18 protein-coding genes are annotated in these 20273 nt (G+C 39.4%); 8 read left to right on the top strand and 10 right to left on the bottom strand.

From position 1 onward, the window contains the following. The first annotated feature begins 190 nt into the window (after window positions 1-190). The 3 genes from ACJ7Z2_RS02555 (at window position 191) to ACJ7Z2_RS02545 (ending at window position 1293) form a co-directional block, all read left to right on the top strand. Complete coding sequence (locus ACJ7Z2_RS02555) at window positions 191-502, top strand: YqjD family protein (RefSeq protein WP_006249005.1); 312 nt, start codon at window positions 191-193, stop codon at window positions 500-502. A 79-nt stretch (window positions 503-581) separates the two neighbouring features. Then, window positions 582-977 (top strand): phage holin family protein, encoded by a 396-nt coding sequence (locus tag ACJ7Z2_RS02550; protein ID WP_409500688.1) that lies wholly within the window; start codon window positions 582-584, stop codon window positions 975-977. 1 nt (window position 978) lies between these two features. Continuing rightward, window positions 979-1293, top strand: a complete 315-nt coding sequence (locus tag ACJ7Z2_RS02545; protein ID WP_409500687.1) for a hypothetical protein — start codon at window positions 979-981, stop codon at window positions 1291-1293. 64 nt (window positions 1294-1357) lie between these two features. Here the strand turns inward: ACJ7Z2_RS02545 and ACJ7Z2_RS02540 are convergent, their stop codons facing one another. Then, window positions 1358-2953, bottom strand: coding sequence for an FAD-dependent oxidoreductase (locus ACJ7Z2_RS02540; protein ID WP_409500686.1), 1596 nt, complete (start codon window positions 2951-2953; stop codon window positions 1358-1360). Window positions 2954-3312: 359 nt separating this feature from the next. Between ACJ7Z2_RS02540 and glpT the strand changes: the two genes are divergently transcribed. The 3 genes from glpT (at window position 3313) to pgtP (ending at window position 7429) form a co-directional block, all read left to right on the top strand. Continuing rightward, window positions 3313-4758: a glycerol-3-phosphate transporter gene (gene glpT / locus ACJ7Z2_RS02535; RefSeq protein WP_409500685.1), complete on the top strand. Its 1446-nt coding sequence runs from the start codon at window positions 3313-3315 to the stop codon at window positions 4756-4758. Between the two features lie 69 nt (window positions 4759-4827). Then, window positions 4828-5901, top strand: a complete 1074-nt coding sequence (gene glpQ / locus ACJ7Z2_RS02530) for a glycerophosphodiester phosphodiesterase (RefSeq protein ID WP_409500684.1) — start codon at window positions 4828-4830, stop codon at window positions 5899-5901. Window positions 5902-6088: 187 nt separating this feature from the next. Further along, window positions 6089-7429 (top strand): phosphoglycerate transporter protein PgtP, encoded by a 1341-nt coding sequence (gene pgtP / locus ACJ7Z2_RS02525; RefSeq protein ID WP_409500683.1) that lies wholly within the window; start codon window positions 6089-6091, stop codon window positions 7427-7429. Window positions 7430-7490: 61 nt separating this feature from the next. On the opposite strand, the gene ACJ7Z2_RS02520 is transcribed toward pgtP, so the two are convergent. The 5 genes from ACJ7Z2_RS02520 to mnmG form a co-directional block, all read right to left on the bottom strand. Next, a complete protein-coding gene (locus ACJ7Z2_RS02520; RefSeq protein ID WP_409500682.1) occupies window positions 7491-8471 on the bottom strand; it encodes an aldo/keto reductase in 981 nt (326 codons plus the stop codon). A gap of 18 nt (window positions 8472-8489) precedes the next feature. Continuing rightward, window positions 8490-10178 (bottom strand): glycoside hydrolase family 43 protein, encoded by a 1689-nt coding sequence (locus ACJ7Z2_RS02515; protein WP_409500681.1) that lies wholly within the window; start codon window positions 10176-10178, stop codon window positions 8490-8492. A gap of 22 nt (window positions 10179-10200) precedes the next feature. After that, window positions 10201-11649, bottom strand: coding sequence for an MFS transporter (locus ACJ7Z2_RS02510; RefSeq protein WP_409500680.1), 1449 nt, complete (start codon window positions 11647-11649; stop codon window positions 10201-10203). Between the two features lie 266 nt (window positions 11650-11915). Continuing rightward, on the bottom strand, window positions 11916-12530 hold the full coding sequence (gene rsmG, locus ACJ7Z2_RS02505) for a 16S rRNA (guanine(527)-N(7))-methyltransferase RsmG (protein ID WP_409500679.1): 615 nt from the start codon (window positions 12528-12530) through the stop codon (window positions 11916-11918). 229 nt (window positions 12531-12759) lie between these two features. After that, a complete protein-coding gene (mnmG, locus tag ACJ7Z2_RS02500) occupies window positions 12760-14652 on the bottom strand; it encodes a tRNA uridine-5-carboxymethylaminomethyl(34) synthesis enzyme MnmG (RefSeq protein WP_409500678.1) in 1893 nt (630 codons plus the stop codon). 452 nt (window positions 14653-15104) lie between these two features. On the opposite strand from mnmG, the gene ACJ7Z2_RS02495 reads away from it, so the two are divergent. Together ACJ7Z2_RS02495 and ACJ7Z2_RS02490 are read left to right on the top strand one after the other, a co-directional pair. Further along, window positions 15105-15566 carry a YchJ family protein gene (locus ACJ7Z2_RS02495; protein ID WP_409500677.1) on the top strand — a complete coding sequence of 154 codons (462 nt, stop codon included), beginning with the start codon at window positions 15105-15107 and terminating at the stop codon, window positions 15564-15566. Window positions 15567-15640: 74 nt separating this feature from the next. Further along, on the top strand, window positions 15641-16270 hold the full coding sequence (locus ACJ7Z2_RS02490; RefSeq protein ID WP_126301396.1) for a tellurite resistance TerB family protein: 630 nt from the start codon (window positions 15641-15643) through the stop codon (window positions 16268-16270). An 87-nt stretch (window positions 16271-16357) separates the two neighbouring features. On the opposite strand, the gene ACJ7Z2_RS02485 is transcribed toward ACJ7Z2_RS02490, so the two are convergent. From ACJ7Z2_RS02485 to ACJ7Z2_RS02470, 4 genes are all read right to left on the bottom strand, one after another. Further along, window positions 16358-17005 (bottom strand): ABC transporter ATP-binding protein, encoded by a 648-nt coding sequence (locus tag ACJ7Z2_RS02485; protein WP_409500676.1) that lies wholly within the window; start codon window positions 17003-17005, stop codon window positions 16358-16360. Further along, a complete protein-coding gene (locus ACJ7Z2_RS02480; protein WP_126301394.1) occupies window positions 17002-17799 on the bottom strand; it encodes an ABC transporter permease in 798 nt (265 codons plus the stop codon). Before ACJ7Z2_RS02480 ends, ACJ7Z2_RS02485 begins: the two co-directional genes overlap by 4 nt. Continuing rightward, window positions 17799-18902: a capsule biosynthesis protein gene (locus ACJ7Z2_RS02475; protein ID WP_126301393.1), complete on the bottom strand. Its 1104-nt coding sequence runs from the start codon at window positions 18900-18902 to the stop codon at window positions 17799-17801. The genes ACJ7Z2_RS02480 and ACJ7Z2_RS02475 overlap by 1 nt, the downstream gene beginning before the upstream one ends. 72 nt (window positions 18903-18974) lie before the next feature. Continuing rightward, complete coding sequence (locus tag ACJ7Z2_RS02470) at window positions 18975-20153, bottom strand: polysaccharide biosynthesis/export family protein (protein WP_126302699.1); 1179 nt, start codon at window positions 20151-20153, stop codon at window positions 18975-18977. Window positions 20154-20273: the final 120 nt, after the last annotated feature.

The raw sequence follows: 20273 nt of genomic DNA, 5'->3' as shown, positions 1-20273 counted from the left end.
AAGCGGTAATATTTGGTTACTTTTTTGCAAAAATTACTGCTTTTTTGTTTATTTAATTTATGAATTTAATTAAATAATCTTCAAATTAAAGGTTGACATTATTAAATGTGGGCTGTATTTTAATAATGAAACATAAATCAATTATGTTTTATTTTTATAGATTACGTTTAATTAAATAAGGAGAGCAGTTATGGCTAAAAGCTTAGATGCAAAACGTGAAGAGTTAACAAACGAGATTCGCGATATTTTGAAAAATGCAGAGGAATTATTTAATGAAACATCTGATTCTTCTACGGAAGAATATAAAAAGTTAAAAGATAAATTAGCAAAACAGTTTGATGATGTAAAAGATCGTTTTGCAACATTAAAAGATGATACCGTTGATAGTGCAAGAACTGTAGTTAAACAAACTGATACCTTAGTTCAAGATAACCCGTATAAAGCAATTACAGTTGCCGGTGTGGTCGGGTTATTATTAGGTGTTTTAATTTCTAGAAGATAATTATCTGTAATTCGTCATTAAGTCATTAAGCCACGCCATATATGGTGTGGCTTATTATTTAATATAAGGAATGGTTATAATGTTAGATAATATTAAATCCGGATTTAAAAATAGTCTCATTACATTATTGGAAATAGCTCAAGTGCGTGGTGAGATGGCAAGAATTGAAATTAATGAGCAAAAAAATCAATTAATTTCAGTGCTTATATTTATCTTATTGGCTTTTATATTTTTATTAGTTTCTTTTGTTAGTTTATTATTTGGTTTAGATAATTATTTGTTACCCGAACAGAAAGTTAAAGTATTCTTTTCTATTGCCATTATTATGTTTATTGCTGTGATTATTTGCGGAGTGATGATACTTTCTGCCTTGAAAAAACAACGCCATTTTATGCAAAGTACATTAACCGAGCTAAAATTAGATATTGCCGCATTTAAGAGTGCTTTAACTTTGAAACAGAATGGAGAACATTAAAATGGAAGAGCTTAAATTAACCGAAAAGGAACTTCTAATTCTAAAAGGTAATGCACTTAGAATGCGATTTAAAGCGGAAACCAATAAAACCAAAAACGAGATTATGCAGCCTTTTAAACAAGTGAAACAAACAGGGCTTGCACTGGTCAATTCACCGGCAGTTAAAACCATTGCATTAGATTTTTTGGTAAAAAGATTATTGAGTATGAAAGGAATTAGCTTTTCTGTATTGGGGTTAACAGCATTCTTTTTATACAACAGAAACAGAAACATAAAAGAGATGATAGCTCATATACAAGCGGTTAAAATGGTTTAAAAAGTTGCAAATGATGTAATTGCAATATTTTTATCGATTTTAACCGCTTGTTAGTTAGCACAATTTAGATTGCTTGTGGCTGATAATCTACTAATAAGTAGTTTCTGGCGACATCAAGGAATTGTGTTACTTGCTGTTGTTGCCATACTTCATCTTTACCTAATTCTTTTGCCATAATGGCAGCCACTTTTGCTGCACTATCAATCGCCGCTCTCGCATCAGTGAAGAGCAAACGAACACGGCGAGCTAATACATCCTCAACCGTTTGTGCCATTTCGTGGCGAACTGCCCAGATCACTTCTGCAACGGTATAATCTAGTCTCGGATGGATTTTTTGTGCATATTCCGGGGTCTCAGTCATTAAGGCGCGTAACTGTGGAATATCTGAACCATATACATATAGATGATCTTGTAGATTCACTTGTGTTGCCGGAATATTACCGTGAATAGGTAAGTTGACGGTCACACAAGGTTTATTGCCTAGTTCAGAGTGGACTTTTAACGCTTCTTCTACGGTATCTTCCGCCATTTGACGATAAGTTGTCCATTTACCACCTGTAATCGTAATCAAACCGCTGGTTGCATCGGTGAGAACTTTGTGGCTACGAGATACTTCTTTAGTGCTTTGACCTTCTTTTTCCGGTGCCGCAAGTGGACGTTGACCGGCAAAGACTGCTCTTACATCATCACGAGTTGGTTTTTTTGTCAGATATTGTGCGGCTGTCTCTAAAATAAAGTTCACCTCTTGTTCCAATGGAATTGGCTCATAAGAAGGATTTTCAATCAGAGTATCTGTTGTCCCTACGACTAACACTTCGTGCCAAGGTACAGCAAATAACACTCGTCCGTCAGAGGTTTTTGGAATCATTAACGCATCATTACTTGGTAAGAATGATTTATCTAATACTAAGTGAATCCCTTGGCTTGGTACGACAAATTTTTTCGTGCTACCGTGATCCATACTTAAAATATCATTCATAAATACGCCGGTTGCGTTAATCACCGCAGTGCCGAAAACAGTATGTTCTTGTTGATTGAGTTCATCGTAGAAAGTCACCCCATCAATTTTGCCTTGTGGCGTTTTGTGCAGTGAAGTCACTTTGGCGTGATTTAGTACTGTACCGCCGTGCTCTACTACCGTTTGTGCCATATTCACTGCAAGCCGTGAATCATCAAATTGCCCATCTTGATAAACAGTGCCTGTACGTAAACCAGTATCATTTAAGGTTGGTAAACGTCTTTTTGCTTCAGTTTTACTGATGTTTTCAGTCTTTCCTAAACTCAGGTTGCCTGAAAGCATATCGTATAAGCCCAAACCAACGCGATACATTACACAGTCCTTAAATTTGTAGTTTGGAATAATAAAGCTTTGGTTTTTAAATAAGTGAGCGGCATTTTTAGCTAAGCGACCGCGTTCACGCAATGCTTCTCTCACGAGTGCAACATCGCCATTTGCAAGATAGCGAACGCCACCGTGGACTAATTTTGTGCTTCGGCTCGATGTACCTTTCGCAAAGTCATGGCTTTCTAATAATAAGGTTTTATAACCACGTGAAGCAGTATCTACCGCAATTCCTAAACCACTTGCACCACCACCAATAATAATAAAATCCCATTTTTGCGTTTGTTGCACTTGAGCTAGCTGTTCATGTCTTTGCATTTTTTTGCTCCTTTTGCTCGAATTAGAACATTTAATCATTACTTAATTAGCATAAACGAAAACAAAATGACTTCAAAGACATTTGTTTAAAAATTAGATCTATGTCACAAAATATTTCTATATTGTGCTTTTTATGGCTATTCCTCTTCACATAGGAAGAACATTTTATCGCTAGAGAGGCTGATATTTAATTTTCTTTTTCAATCATTTTTTTATAACTTAAGGTAAATTTTTTGTGAAATGAATCACATTTTTATAAAAAATAACTTTGTCATTTTTTATTTTCATTTATTATTGCTTCCCTAATTTCCTAAAAAGGAATTATTCAGAGGTTTTACTAAGTAATATTGGAGAATACTATGTTTGGTCCATTTAAACCCGCTCCGCATATTGCGGAACTTCCGGCGGACAAAGTTGATGCAAGATATAAATTCTTGCGTTGGCAAGTGTTTGCAGGGATTTTCTTCGGCTACGCCGCTTACTATTTCGTGCGTGCTAACTTCGACTTAGCACAAAAAGGTTTGATTGAAGCCGGTATGTACACCAAAACCGATCTTGGTGTCATTGGTACGGCTGCCGGTCTGGCTTACGGTTTATCAAAATTCGTGATGGCAGGTATGTCTGACCGCTCTAACCCGAAAGTATTCTTACCGTTTGGTTTATTACTTTCCGGTTTATGTATGACTCTAATGGGCTTAATGCCTTGGGCAACATCTAGCATTCTGGTAATGTGGGTGATGATCTTCTTAAACGGTTGGTTCCAAGGTATGGGCTGGCCACCGTGCGGACGGACAATGGTTCACTGGTGGTCTAAATCTGAACGTGGCACAATCGTTTCTATCTGGAATACCGCTCACAACTTAGGTGGTATGGTGCCGGGTGCAATGGTGCTATTAGCGAGTGCGCTCTATTTCAGCGAGTTTGGTGTTGAGGCGAAAGCGAAAGATATTTGGCAACAAGCCCTTTACTTCCCGGGTATTGCAGCGATGATCGCAGCTATTCCAATCTACCTTGTAATGAAAGATACCCCACAATCTTGCGGTTTACCGCCGGTTGAAAAATGGCGTAACGACTACCCAGACGACTATAACGAAAAAACTTACGAACACGATTTAACTACTAAAGAAATTTTTGTGAAATATGTGTTTAAAAACAAATTGTTATGGTACATCGCAATTGCTAACGTATTCGTTTACTTAATCCGCTATGGAGTATTGAAATGGTCTCCGGTTTACTTAGGTGAAGTGAAACACTTCAACATCAAAGGTACAGCGTGGGCATACACCATTTACGAATTAGCTGCGATTCCGGGTACATTACTCTGTGGTTGGGTATCTGACAAAGTGTTCAAAGGTAAACGTGGTTTAACCGGTTTCATCTTTATGATCCTCACCACCGCAGCCGTGGTTGCGTTCTGGCTCAACCCAGCAACACCGGAATCTGAAATTGCACAATATGCAGGCCATGCTTGGTATGAAAACCCGTATCAATTAATGGACTTCATTTTGATGACCACCATCGGTTTCTTAATCTATGGCCCGGTAATGTTAATTGGTTTACACGCCCTTGAACTTGCACCGAAAAAAGCAGCAGGTACAGCAGCAGGTTTCACCGGTTTATTCGGTTACTTAGGCGGTACAGTTGCAGCCTCAGCAGTTGTTGGCTGGGCAGCCGATACCTTCGGTTGGGACGGCGGTTTCTATGTAATGATCGGCGGCGGTGTATTAGCCATTCTCTTAACCTTCATCGTAATGGTTGAAGAAGGCAAACATAAAGCGAAATTAGAAGATCGCTATGGTAAATAATACGTAACTTATCAAAAGGAAGGACATTTTGTTCTTCCTTTTATTTTTTACACTATATGAGGTAATTCTATGAAATTTAAATTCAAAACATTGGTTGCTGCATTAACATTGTCAACTATTACATTGAGTGCTTATGCACAACAATCAGATAAATTAGTGATTGCCCACCGTGGTGCAAGCGGTTATTTACCTGAGCATACGCTGGAATCCAAAGCCTTAGCATTCGGGCAACAAGCAGACTATTTAGAGCAAGATCTTGCAATGACCAAAGATAACCGCCTGATTGTGATCCACGACCACTTTTTAGACGGCTTAACTGATGTCGCGAAAAAATTCCCTGATCGTAAACGTGCAGACGGTCGCTATTATGTGATTGATTTCACGCTTGATGAGATCAAAAGTTTAGAAATGACCGAGAATTTTGAGATGAAAGACGGCAAGCAGGCACAGGTTTACCCGAACCGTTTCCCGATGTGGCAGTCCCATTTCACCATTCACACTTTGGAAGAGGAGCTGGAATTTATTCAAGGGTTGGAAAAATCGACCGGCAAAAAAGTCGGGATCTACCCTGAAATCAAAGCGCCGTGGTTGCACCATAAAGAGGGCAAAGACATTGCACTTGAAACCCTAAAAGTGTTAAAAAAATACGGCTACGACAGTAAAACCTCACCGGTTTATCTACAAACCTTCGATTTCAACGAGCTGAAACGGATCAAAACCGAATTACTGCCTAAATTGGGAATGGACGTAAAATTGGTGCAGTTAGTTGCCTACACCGATTGGCACGAAACCGAAGAGAAAGATAAAAACGGCAACTGGGTTAATTACGACTACGACTGGATGTTCAAAGACGGTGCGATGGCAGAAGTCGCCAAATATGCCGATGGTGTCGGTCCGGGCTGGTATATGTTGGTTGATAAAGAAAAATCCAAAGTCGGCAACATTGTTTACACACCGTTGGTGAAAGAGTTGGCGAAGTACAAAATGGAACTTCACCCATACACTGTGCGTAAAGATGCACTGCCGGACTTTTTCCAGAATGTTGATGAAATGTACGATGCGTTGCTGAACAAAGCGGGCGCAACCGGCGTCTTTACCGATTTCCCTGATACCGGTGTAGCGTTTTTGAAAAAACAGAAATAGTCTCTTTTTAACCTGACAAGCGGTTGGCTTTCTCAAATTTTTTGCGAAAAATGAGAGAAATTCAACCGCTTTTCGCTTTCGCTCAAAAAATTTTTGATCTTGCTCACAAATTTGAAAAAATCTGCTTTTTATACTCCAAATGAAGTGCTAAATTGAGCATAGGATTTCATTGTTAAGGAGTAATAAGATGTTTTCCTTCCTAAGAGCCTCTCCACCGGCAGAACAAAAAGTGGAATCAAGCAGAGTTGATGCAGAGTATCACAAATTACGTTGGCAAGTGTTTGCCGGTGTGTTTATCGGCTATGCGGCATATTATTTAATTCGTAAAAACTTCTCGTTGGCAATGCCGTATTTGATTGATGAATATGGCTTTACCAAAGCCGATTTAGGGACAGTTGGTGTAGCGTTATCGCTTGCTTACGGGTTCAGTAAATTTATTATGGGTAACGTTTCCGACCGTTCTAACCCGAAATACTTTATCACTATCGGCTTACTTGGTTCAGCGATTGTCAGCCTGATTTTCGGCTTAGTACCGGGCGTACTTGCCTCCATTCCGTTGATGATTTTACTCTCTGCCTTGAACGGCTGGTTCCAAGGTATGGGCTATCCACCGGGTGCGAAAACAATGACTAACTGGTTCTCGACCTCTGAACGTGGTGTTTGGTGGAGCTGGTGGAACGTATCGCACAACTTGGGCGGTGGTTTAATCGGGCCGTTGGCGATTTTAGGCTTGTCGATTTTTGGTGTGTGGCAATCACTGTTCTATCTACCTGCGCTGATTGCAATTGTGTTGGCATTTGTGATGTTCTATTTAATGCGTGATACGCCAGAGTCACAAGGTTTACCACCGGTTGATCAATGGAAAGGGGAGAAAATCGTTGAAAAAGTGGAATCCGCACACACCCTTTCTTCAAAAGACATTTTCTATAAATACATTTTAAACAACAAATTCCTCTGGGCGATTGCGATTGCGAACGTGTTTGTGTACTTCATTCGCTACGGGATTATCGACTGGGCGCCGACTTACCTCAAAGAAGTGAAACACTTCTCAGTGGATAAACAAAGCTGGGCGTACTTCTTGTATGAATATGCCGGTATCTTCGGTATGCTTGCAAGCGGTTATCTAAGTGACAAAGTGTTCAAAGGACACCGTGCGCCACCGATGTTATTATTCCTTGCCGGTGTACTGATTGCGATTGTGGTTTACTGGAAAAACCCTGCTGGTAACCCGTTAATCGACAATATCTGCTTAGTGGCTATTGGTTTCTTAATCTACGGCCCGGTGATGATGATCGGTTTACAAGCGGCTGATTTAGTGCCACGCGTTGCCACCGGCACCGCAACAGGTTTAACCGGTTTATTCGGCTATCTGTTAGGCTCGGCCAGCGCCGGTTATGTGATGGGTAAACTGGTGGATATGTTCGGCTGGGACGGTGGTTTCTATGCCCTGATCCTTTCCTGTTTCTTAGCCTTTGCGTTTATTGCATTGACTCTGTTTAAAAAAACCTCTAAACAGTTAGAGGTTTAAGGCTAAAATTGACAAAAATGGAACTCAAGTTAGAGTTCCATTTTTTATAGCGTTGGATAAATTACCACAAATGATGCACACTTGGGCGAATTAAGCGGTTGTAAATATCTTCCACTTTTTGCATTTCATTTTCAGTTAGTGGAGGGAAATTATCCACCGCTGCGTTAGTAATTACTTGTGAAACCTTACTTGCTCCCGGGATTACTGTACTCACAGCTTCATTCATCAATACCCAACGTAGGGAGTAAGGAATTAAATCTTCCGTGCCGAATAGGGCTTTCAATTCTTCCACCGCTTGTAAACCAAGTTGATAATCCACGCCCGAAAAAGTTTCGCCTTTGTCAAAGGCTTCGCCATTGCGGTTAAATGTACGGTGGTCGTCTTTGCCAAATTGGGTGTTGGTATTATATCTGCCTGTAAGCAAACCACTTGCCAACGGTACACGGGCAATAATACCCACATCTTTTTGCTGAGCGGTTGGGAAGAGCTGCTCTAACGGCTTTAAGCGGAACATATTGAAGATAACTTCCATTGCCGCAATGTCATACTCCATTGCCAACAAGCCTTCCTCTACCGTTTCGATACTCACACCGTAGTCTATTAATTTTCCGCCGGCTTTAAGCTGTTCCAATTTCGTAAAAATCTCATCATTGCGATAAACCGGCGTTGGCGGGCAGTGGAGCAAAATCATATCCAACTTTTCCGTGCCAAGATGGCTTAAACTACCATCAACAAATTTTTCGATTGCCTGTGGCGTGTACATTTCAGCAGTATGCGGGTTTAACGCACGTCCACATTTGGTAACGACATAGAAAAAGTCAGGGTATTTTTTCAAAATATCACCAATGGCTTTCTCGCTTTGCCCGTTGTTATACACATCAGCGGTATCAATAAAATTGATGCCTTGCTCATAAGCGGTTTCTAAAATTGCCATCGCCTCTTGATGATTGAACGGTTCACCCCATTTGGTCCCAAGCTGCCAAGTGCCTAACCCAATTTCTGAAACCATTTTGTTGGTTTTACCAAATCTGCGTTGTTTCATTGTGATATTCTCCTCATTTTAGCCAAAGCGACTTTCAGATTTTTCCCAAGAGTATGAGCCGTCTGTAAGTTGCTTATCGCCTAACTCTTTATAGTCAAAGTAGCTAAATTCCGCTGTAGATTCATAACCGGAGTAATCCACTGCAGCCAGCCCGACAAAAGCGCCTGTGAAGAAACCGCCATAACTGCGTAACACATAATCATCTGAAAGCACTGCCGCATCTAATTCAACCGGAATAGTGTGCCATTGTTTGCCATCGAATGAATATTCGTAACGGTAAGTTTCTTTCCGAACTTTAGTCTTAAACCAAACATACTCCGTTCCATCAGGAATGATAATTGCTTTATCTTTAAGGTAAGAAGTATATTGCCCATTTCTGAGTCCACCTTTATTTTCTGCAACTTCAATAACCTGTTGTCCTTGATCATTTTTGGTGATGAAAATCCAAGACCAGTGTGAGTGATTGTAATAGTTGGTTAAACCTGCCATAGATTGATAAGAAAACGGTGTAAATTTCACTTTGGTTTCCGCATCAAAATAGAAGGCTTGCCAACGGCGTGCGATTAGCGATAAATCGTGTGTATTTGCAAGAGAGCCTCGACCAATCAATTTTAAAACACCATTACCGACTTCGCCCATCTCTTTACTAAAAGGCACTCTTAACGTGTTCCAGTTAATATCTAACGTTGAGCTATCAAACTCATCGTGTTGAGAATGATCAACAGGAGCTTCGGTAAAAATTGCATCTTTTGGGGCTTCTACAAAGGTTTTTCCACCGTGTCCACCCACAATATAAGGCAAGCCGTCTTGATCAAATTCTACTTTTTGAATGGCGGTTTCACGCCCTAATGTTGACCAACCACGAGGATCGGTTGCGGATTCCGTTGCATGATTCCAAGGTCTTGCTGTGAGGGAAGCGTAATACCATTCACCACTTGGGGTATCAACTAATGAACCGTGCCCTTGTTTTTGTAGGTAAGAATTAGGTGTATCAAAATTAGTAATAAACGGTGTATTTGGAGCCAGTTGGAAAGAGTGAGCCTCCAATGTTTTAGAACGAGCCACTACTTCTTGATGCGTAAATACTGTGCCGCCTTCCGCCGCAAACAGATAATATTCGCCATTAATTTTATAAATATGTGGACCTTCCACCAATTTAACTTCTGTACCTTCAAAAATCGTACGCTGGGTTTCAGGTTTGAGTTTCATTGTGGCAACATCAAATTCCGTTAACGTAATACCGTCAAAGGGGTGATGATATTCACGGTGATCCCAAGTCTGTTGCACTAAATATTTTCGCCCATCATCATCGTGGAACAAAGAAGCATCAAATCCCACACCGTTTAATTTAATCGGATCTGACCAAGGTCCTTGAATATCTTTAGCTGTAGTGAGGTAGTTGGTCATATCTTTGAATGCACCGTCAGTAATTTTTACATCGGTATAAACCAACCAAAATTTGCTATCAGCATAAGAGAGATCGGGAGCCCAGATACCACCTGAAGAGGGATTGCCTCGCATATCCAACAAGGTGGTTGTATCTAAGACATTTTTCACTAAATTCCAATGCACTAAATCTTTCGACTCGTGAATTCTCACCCCCGGAAACCATTCAAAAGTGGAAGTTGCAATGTAATAAGTATCTCCCACACGCACAATAGATGGATCTGGATTGAAACCGGGTAAAACTGGATTTTGAATTTGCATAATCTATTCTCCTATACTCAAATTATTTGGAATAAGCAGTAATTTTTTCGTTGATATGATCAATATCAGTATCGCTTAACGGATAGCGACTCATCACAAATCCTGCAATAATCGCTAAAATAATTGGAGCCCAAATCATTGAAAGATTGATGCCAAATAAAGCCTCTTCGGTTTGAGCCAAAAGCGAGCCGTTAAAACCATAAACCGCATTAATATAACCCGGAATAATACCGCCTAATGCCAAGCCGATTTTAAAGAACAAGCCCATTAACGCATTAATAATACCTGCTACACGTTTTTTCGACTTAAACTCTCCAAAGGTAACAACCTCAGGCACTAACGCCCACATAAAACCGGTAGCAGAAGTTAATCCCCATTGTTGTAAGAAACGACCGATATAGCCTAAGGTTGGAGAGTCTTTGAAGGAGTCAAATTGCCATGCCCATAGACAAAGTTGCCCTAGAACGAAAATCCCTAAAAATAGATAGAAAAAGTTCTTTTTACCGATAGTGCGACGTAGTTTCGGCCATAAGAATACAAGGAAAATCCCAGGGATAGAGCCTAATAAACCGACGGAGGCAATCCACTCAGAATGCCCAATATTATATTTTAGGTAAAAAGGCCACACCGTATTTCCGAAGAACATAAAAGTAAAACCTATTAAGAAGAATAACCCTAAAATCTGTAATGGACGATTGCGTTTGAGTTCATTAACTAAATCTGAATACTTGACTTTATCTGTTTCTTCCGCTGTTGGAATAATCCGCTCTTTAGTACCAAAATAAGAGAGCATTAACGCCACAAATCCAATTACCATATAGACCGCATAAACCTTAAACCAAGCAGGGCCTGCAGCAGCAGACATATAATCACCTAAATAGAGCTCAATACCGAAAAAGCCGGTGTTTTTTAATTCGGCGTGTGGTGCAAGTAACTGCACAAAAAGTGGGAATAAGGTATAAACAAACAAATTAGCGATATTTGCCATTGTCATACGGGTTGTGGTTAATTTAGCAATTTCGTCTGTGTCTCGAGTAAGAGAAGCAGAAAGCGAGCCATAAGGAATATTAACAAAAGAATAAACCATCGCAGTGGCAAAATAAGAAAGGAAAGCATAAATCACTGAGCCACGTACTGATTCAAGAGGAAGAAATAGTAGTGAAGCTAAAACCACAAGAGGAATCCCAAATTTCAGTAAATACGGGCGGTATTTACCCTGTGCTGAGGGCTTGCTTTTATCAATAAAGGCACCGACAAACGGATCCCAAAACACATTTCCCCATTTTACAATTAAGAAAATCGTTGCTCCTGCTGCGGCAGAAATGCCGTTTACAGTAGTTAAGTAAGTGAGTAAGAAGCCACCAACTGTACCAAAAACTAAATTTTGGGCTAAGTCGCCACTACCATAAGCAATACGTTCAAACGTACTGAGTTTAGCAAACTCATCTGCCTTATTTGTTACCCTGTTCATTACGAACCTCCTCGTTATATAATTAAGTTCGCTTATTTTCAGGTAAAGAAATAAGGGCTTCAATTACGAATATTTTTTACTACATTATGTTTTTTTGTTTTTGTGAAGCACATCACAAAATAGAAATAAATCAGATGAAATAATAGGTTATAAAAAAGCACACCTTATTAACCAGGTATGCTTTATGAAAAATAGTTAACACAAGCAGTCAGATTTGCAAAAAAATTTACAAATTCGACCGCTTGTATCATTAAACTTCCAAGGTATTAGGGCTTTTTCAACACTACTAAATGCCTTTCTCCTACCAACTCAGGTACTTCAAGCTTAATCACTTCCACCAACTGAATAGGCTGTTTAATTTCAGCTGTTTCCTGCTCGTCATACACGCCTTTTAACGCATAAAATTTTCCGTTTTCAGTCGGTAAATGGTAGCACCAGCTCACCATATCATTAAGTGAGGCAAAAGCTCGGCTTAATACGCCGTCAAATTGGCTTTCGCTGTATTCTTCCACTCGACTTTGCACCGGGGTAACGTTCTTAATCCCAAGCTCACGCAACGCGTTTTTAATAAAAGTAATCCGTTTGCCAAGGCTGTCAAGCAATACAAATTGTTTATCCGGATTCGCGATTGCGAGCGGAATCCCCGGTAAGCCCGGACCGGTTCCCACATCAATAAACGTTTCGCCCTGTAAATGGCGGCTAACCACAAGACTATCTAAAATGTGTTTAACCAACATTTCATCAGGGTTGCGAACAGAAGTGAGGTTATACGCCTTATTCCATTTATCCAATAATCGCACAAAACCGACTAACTGCTCTTTTTGTTGATCGGTCAAATTTATTTCAGCTTGAGCAAGCAAGCGGTCTAATTTTTCTAACATTTTGCAAATTCCTTAATCATTCTTTTCATTTATACGCAATGCCAGATTACTTAGCGAATGACTTTTTTCCAATAATAAATTTTCAAGAAACATTATCAAATACTCTATAGGCGCAAATACCACGAATGTTGAGCAAACATTTGGTGATCGAACTGAGAAAAGTCGAGTTTATGCACTTTAATTTATTAATACAAACGGTCAATTTTTGAAAACAGACCGCTTGTAGTGTTTACAACTCACCCCGTTTTAACATTCCCTGCTTTTTCAAATTCACCAGTAGAATGGAAATCGCAGCAGGTGTAATACCTGAAATACGGCTGGCTTGTCCGATGGAAACAGGCTTATGTTGCATTAATTTTGCACGAACTTCATTCGATAGACTATCTACTTTGTCATAATCAAATTCCGGCGGAATTTGGGTGTTTTCGTGGCGTTTATGGCGTTCGATTTCGTTGTATTGATGCTCAATATAGCCTTGATATTTAATCGCAATTTCCACCTGTTCTGCCGCTTGCTTGTCTTCAATAGCAGGGGCAAATGGGGCGATTTGGGTCAGTTTTTCATAACTCATTTCCGGACGGCGGATTAAATCTTCACCGCTTGCTTCACGGGCTAAAGGGTTAGCCAATAACGAGTTCAATTCGTCCAAATTTGGCATTTGCAAATGTGCCCAAGTGGATTTCAAACGGGCTCTTTCTTGCTCAATCGCTTCCATTTTTTGATTAAATCTTGCCCAACGAGCTTCATCAATCAAACCAAGTTCGTGGGCTTTTGGCGTTAAGCGGATATCAGCATTGTCTTCACGCAGTAACAGGCGGTATTCAGCACGGGAGGTAAAGACACGGTACGGTTCCTTAGTGCCTAGTGTGCAGAGGTCGTCCACCAGTACGCCGGTATAGGCTTGATCACGCGTTGGGAACCACGCTTCTTTGCCTTGAACCTGTAAACCAGCGTTAATCCCAGCCAGCAAGCCTTGTGCGCCAGCCTCTTCATAGCCGGTCGTACCGTTAATTTGTCCGGCAAAGAATAAGCCGTCAATCGCTTTGGTTTCAAGGGTCGGTTTTAAGTCACGCGGGTCGAAGTAGTCGTACTCAATCGCATAGCCCGGTTTGATGATACGGGTGTTTTCCAAGCCTTTCATTGAGTTGACGATCCCCATTTGCACATCAAACGGCAAGCTGGTGGATATTCCGTTCGGGTAAACTTCAATCGTATTTAAACCTTCCGGCTCTAAGTAGATTTGGTGCGAATTTCTCTCCGCAAAACGCATTACTTTATCTTCAATTGATGGGCAATAACGTGGGCCAACCCCTTCGATAATACCGGTGTACATTGGGCTACGATCAAGACTGTTGCGAATTAAATCGTGAGTTTGATCGTTAGTGTGGGTGATGTAGCACGGAATTTGGCGTGGGTGCTGTGAGACATCACCCATAAAAGAGAATACCGGTAACACCTCATCACCGTGCTGTTTGGCAAGTACGTCAAAGTTGATGGTACGGGCATCGAGGCGAGGTGGTGTGCCGGTTTTAAGGCGATCAACACGCAAATTAAGATCACGCAGACGATCTGCTAACATTGTTGCAGCAGGATCGCCGGCACGACCTCCTGCATAGTTATCTAAACCGATGTGGATCTTACCCGCTAAGAACGTACCAGCGGTTAAAACTACCGCACGGGCTTTAAAGGTTAAGCCCATTTTGGTGACTGCACCCACTGCACGGTTGTTTTCCACCAAAATATCGACCACTTCTTGCTGGAAAATATCTAAATTCGGTTGATTTTCTAATGCTGCACGCACTGCATTACGGTAAAGCACACGGTCTGCCTGTGCTCGAGTAGCACGCACCGCAGGCCCTTTCGAGCTGTTTAGGGTACGGAATTGGATCCCGGCAACGTCAGTCGCTTTTGCCATTAAACCGCCCATTGCATCGATCTCTTTAACCAGATGGCCTTTGCCGATCCCACCGATGGCAGGGTTACACGACATTTGCCCTAAGGTATCTACATTATGGGTTAAAAGCAGGGTTTTTAAGCCCATTCGTGCCGGTGCTAGGGCCGCTTCTGTGCCGGCGTGACCACCGCCGACCACGATAACATCGTAAATTTGGTTGTAAATCATATCTCTTCTACTATCTTACAAATTCTGCTGAAAAATAAACGCATATTTTAGCGTAAAAAGGGATCATCTGGGAAATAGATTTTTAGAGAGGTTAAGATCTAAAAGCGACACTAAATATAATATAGATCTATATAAAGATCTTTATTCTTACTCTTATTAGATCCTAAAATAACAGGGGATAAAAGATCTTTTTATTTTAAAACAATGAGTTAGCAAAATTTAAATAGGTGAATACTATCAATAATTCAATCCATTAACCTGTGGATAAAATCTAAAGTTATCCACATAGGGCAAAATAAATACATTACAAACAGAATAACCCCCAAAAAATGCAACACTTTTTTCATAAGTTATCCACAAAGGGTGTGTCACGTTTTTTAGAGCTCATTCCTTTTCTCTTATTTCTACGCTAAAATTTTACGCCAATTTGAGATGCAAAAAAGTAAGTAAAAATGACCGCTTGTTACTGCCAATCAGGCAAAAACTATACCGAATGTTGTGAACCTTTTTATTTAAAAGCCAGAATACCGGAAACCGCAGAGCAACTTATGCGTTCCCGTTACTGTGCTTATACTTTAGTTAACATTCCTTACATTGTAGAAACGACTGTACCTAGTCAGCAGGGGTTGCTTAAAAAAACAGCAATGAAAAAGTGGGCAGAAAATACAAACTGGGTGGGTTTAGACATTATCAAACATCTGCCTAATCTATCGAAAATACACAGCTTAGTGGAGTTTAAAGCCTATTTTGAAACAGAAGAAGGCAAGCAAGTTCACCACGAAAGCTCTCTTTTTGTGAACATCAATGAAAAATGGTATTTTGTTGACCCAACGGTACAGTTACCCAATCAAAAACAACCTTGTGTGTGTGGCTCAGGAAAGAAATTTAAACATTGTTGTGGCAATTATCTTTAATTTGAATTGAACTCTTCTTGCGTTGTAAGGACTAAGTGAATAGATTTTATTCACTTACCAAGAGGAACCAAAAAATGGATTTCAGTAAGATTTTAAGCCAAGTGTTGGATACAGCAAAAGATGCCGCTACAAACGGATTAATTAAAGGTAATTCAAAAAATGATCAAATTGCTAAAATTGGTGGTGGTGCAGCAGCCATTGGTTTAATTTCAATGCTTTTTGGACGCAATGGTGGTTCGAGCTTAGCTAAATTAGGCTCTTTAGCTGCTTTAGGTAGCCTTGCTTATCAGGCATATCAAAAATACCAAGCACAAAATGCATCAGCATCAGAGTTAAGCCAAAATAGTTTTGAGAATGTTGATCAAAATGTAGCAAGTAAAGTGATTTTACAAGCCATGATTGCAGCCGCTGCCGCTGATGGCCTTATTACTGAAGATGAAAAAGCGGCTATCGTTTCTCAAGTTGGAGATGATGTAGAAGTCATTGAGTGGATTCGTCAAGAAATGAACACTCCGGCTACAGTTGAAGAGATTGCCCGTCAAGTAGGTAATGATCAAGCATTGGCTACTCAAGTGTACTTAGCTGCCCGGGCAGTATGTACCAATTTAGAACGCAAAGAAATAGTTTTCTTAGCTAATCTAGCTGAAGCTCTAGGGTTAGCAGAGGCATTAGTTGAACAATTAGAAAAAGATGCAGGTTTCTAATTTTATTCGACATAATTTTTAGCGACAAGCGGTTATATTTTGAGAGTTTTTTGCAAAAAACTCTCAAAATATAACCGCTTGTTTTTTTTACTTTTTGTTGTAGAAATTATACGAACTTTCAATGGAATCAAAGGTATGCATTATCCCTTCTTCAAGCACCATTGCGGAATCGCAATACTCTTTAATAGATGTCGGACTGTGGGAAACCAATATCAATGATCGGTCTTTGCGTTTTTCAAACAGCTCATACTTACATTTTGCTGCAAATCGGGCATCTCCAACAGCTATTATTTCATCAATTAAATAACAATCAAATTCAATAGAAAGCGATAAGGCAAAAGCAAGTCTAGCTTTCATACCGGAAGAATAGCTTTTGACCGGCTCATATAAGTATTCTCCTAGCTCAGAAAATTCTTCAGTAAAGGATTTTACATAATCGAAGTCTGCGCCATAAATTCTACTTACAAACCGTAGATTATCCATACCGGTTAAACTTCCTTGGAAAGCTCCACTAAATGCCAGGGGCCAAGAAATAGACATTTTGCGTTCTATCGATCCTGTTGATGGTGGCTCTACTCCGCTCATTAAACGAATTAAGGTTGATTTTCCCGCGCCATTTCTTCCTAAAATCCCCACTTTTTCGCCTTTTTGTAAGTCAAAGTTAATATCTTTCAGTACTGTTTTCCAACCATTATTAGTTCGATATTGCTTACTTACATTTTTAACACTAATCATCTTGGTTCAATTCCTTTACTAAAATTCCTCACTAGTAATAATCCCAAGAAAATAAAAATAATATCACTAACAATAATAAAGCTAATATTTTCATAAGTGATTACTGTTTCTCCAAAATAACCGTTACGGAACATTTCTGTACCATGAATCATAGGAAACCAAAGAGCTATTTCTTGTACTTTAGGGGGGAGATTATGGACAAAAAACATTGCACCAGATAGAGGAAACAACACAAAACTCAAAATTCCCCATATTTTACCGAAAGCTTCGACATAATATGTAATAGCACAAATAATCAATCCTAATCCAAAGGCAAAAAATGCCATTAATATCCAAGCTACTAGCATATAGAAAACATCGTTAGGAGGCTCAATCCAATCTAGGATAATAAATGCTATTATTATGAAAATTTGTGCGACTGTTGCACCTGCTATCTCCAGTAAAACACGAGAAAAAATAGTATCTAATACTCTTACATTTCGATGATACAGAAGACTAATATTTGCCTCAATAGCTCCTTTGGCTCGATTAGATGCATTTCTCCACATCATAGTAATAGGGTATCCCGTAATCATAAAAGCAATTATATTTAGAGTAGAAAATTGATCGGCTTTGCTATATGTCCATAATAATGCAATAAGTAAAGTTAATAGTAGAGGTTCAACAAAAAGCCACAAAAAACCAATATTTTTACGCCCATAACGAGTAATTAACTCCCTCATTAAAAGAGCGTGAATCACCCGTTTTTGAATCACACAGGAACGTTTAAAGGTTGTATTATCACCATATCTCATTAGTTTTTATGCTCTCTGATACTTGCTATTAACAAACTTAATACTCCAAATAGAATTAAGCCGATAAAAAAAGTTGATATAATATTATAAATTCTGTAGGGTTCCAATGCCCAATCCGGCTTGCTTGGTTTACCAATCACCTCTAAATAAAGCTGCTGGCGATCAGCTTCACTACGCGTATTTTGTAATGAAGTCATTGCGGCTGCAAGTTGTTGCTGAGCAAGCTCATTTGCCAATACTAAACGTTGATATTCAGCGGTTTGCGTAGCAACAGATGTACTTCCACCCGAAAGCTGTTTTGATTGCTCATCAATTTCTTTTCTTAAGCTCTTTTGTCTTGTTTGTAGTGCGGCTACCTGAGGATTATCCGGCGTAATAGATTGCAGTTGTGCTAACTGAGTTTCAACACGAATTAATTCACTTTTTAAAGTTGAAATTAACGAAAGTTGAACACCTGACTGAGCAGGTAAGTCATAAATTTTATTTTTTGTACGGTACTGGCTTAATGCGAGAGCTGTATCACCTACATTTTTTTCAGCTTCTTGAACTGAATGCTCGGCAAACTCAACAGTATCCTTTCTGGCTCGCTCGTTCAGACGATTAATCAGATCTTCACCTTGTCTGAGAAGATTTTCATTAATTTGTTGCCCTTCTTCAGCATTAAAGGCTCTCACACGTAAAGTAGCAATACCGGAAATTGCATCAACATCAATATTAAGACGCTCTCTAAAATAACGATAAAATGCCTCTTGCGAATCATTTAAACCCAAGCCATTAAAACGGCTTAGAATATCACCTTGTGTGCTATAAAAGCTTTTTACAGGTAATTCTGTTTCAAGCTGCTCCAAAGCTGTACGCGAACGCATATATTCCTGTACAGAATAAGTATCATCTTGTGAACGGGCAAAGCCTGAGTTTTGTAATATTGCCCCCACACCGGTTAAGCTAGATTGATTACGAGGAGAACGCACAACAAAACTTGATTCTGAAATATAAATATCAGAAGCAAATAACGTGTAATAGATACTCGCACAAGCTGTTGGAATAATTACTGTTAGCCAAAGTAATGGATTGGCTAAAAAACTTTTTTTCTTTTTTGACATAATGTCCTCAATAAATAGATTACAAGCGGTTATTTTTTTAGGCTTTTTTGCAAATATATTTTTAATCAATGATTAAAAAGTTCTGATCGTATTTGCTGTACCTGTAATAGGTGATGTAATCGAAAAAATCATTCTTAAGAATTTTTGGAATTCAGACAAAGGTGCATTTGATACATAAACAATATCTTTATCCTGAATTGGGAAACGCTGTAATAAAAACATTGATTGTGGTTCTAATAAATTCACCTGATAAACGGTTGGCACATCCATTCCTTCTGTATAACCTTTTTCACGCCATAAAGATTGATCGTTATAATCTAATTGCGTAAATGGAATATGGCGGAATACAAAAACACCTCGAGGGTCTGAACGTTCATCAATTAATCCCCCCATTTTACCAATAGCTTCGGCAAGCGTTATCCCCTTACTTGAAAAACGCATTTGTTGATTATTACCTACAGCACCTAATCCGGTAAAGCTATAAGGGGTATTCATTAAGGCTACAACATCACCTGAACGTAATGTAATATTTTGTGAGGGGTCGGCAATTAATGTTTCGAACGCCATTGAACGCACTTTATTTCCACGTGTTAAACGAACTGTTACATCTTCAATATTTTCGCTTGTACCGCCTACTGCCGCAACTGCATCTAAAATACGCTCATTATTGGCACTTAATGGCATACGAATGCTATTTCCTTGGCGGATAACCGTAACATCAGACGATAAGTTATTCGCAATACGAACTAATGCTTGAGGCTGATTGGCTTTACGGCTCAATGTTCCGACAATTTGGTTCTGAATTGCTTCAGGTGTTTTCCCTGCCACTTTAATGTTACCGATAAAAGGCACTGTAACTGTTCCGTTTTTATTTACCATTTGCTGTGGTAATTGGGTTAAATGCCCGTTACCTTGCCCTTCAGCACTAAATGTTCCACCAAATAGCACGGCAGGTGGAGCTTCCCAAATTGATATTTCCAACACATCACCGACATTCACTGTTCCGGCATAACCTCCTACACCCATTGTTCCATCAAAGCCGGAAAAACGTTGAGATTGTTGAGCTTGGTATAAGTTTTGTACGGTGATGTTATCTAACTTGATTAAATTGACTTCAGGCAACTGTGTTTCAGATGTATTTTCATTACTTGATAAGACTTCACTATAACTTGGACCCGAGGTAGGTAAGCTAGAACAAGCAGAAAGTAAGGTTATCATTACTAAAATAGAGGTTATTTTGTTAATATTCATATGCATAATTTTAACTACTATTGAGGTATGAGTATGAATAGTATACCATATATCTTTTTATTCTAGGGAACATATTGATATTAAATCCATCCATAAAAGGTAAGGTCGATTTATCAATAT

It is taken from the genome of Mannheimia glucosida (assembly GCF_046267875.1).
Lineage (GTDB): Bacteria > Pseudomonadota > Gammaproteobacteria > Enterobacterales > Pasteurellaceae > Mannheimia > Mannheimia glucosida.
This window is presented reverse-complemented; position numbering and strand designations above follow the sequence as displayed.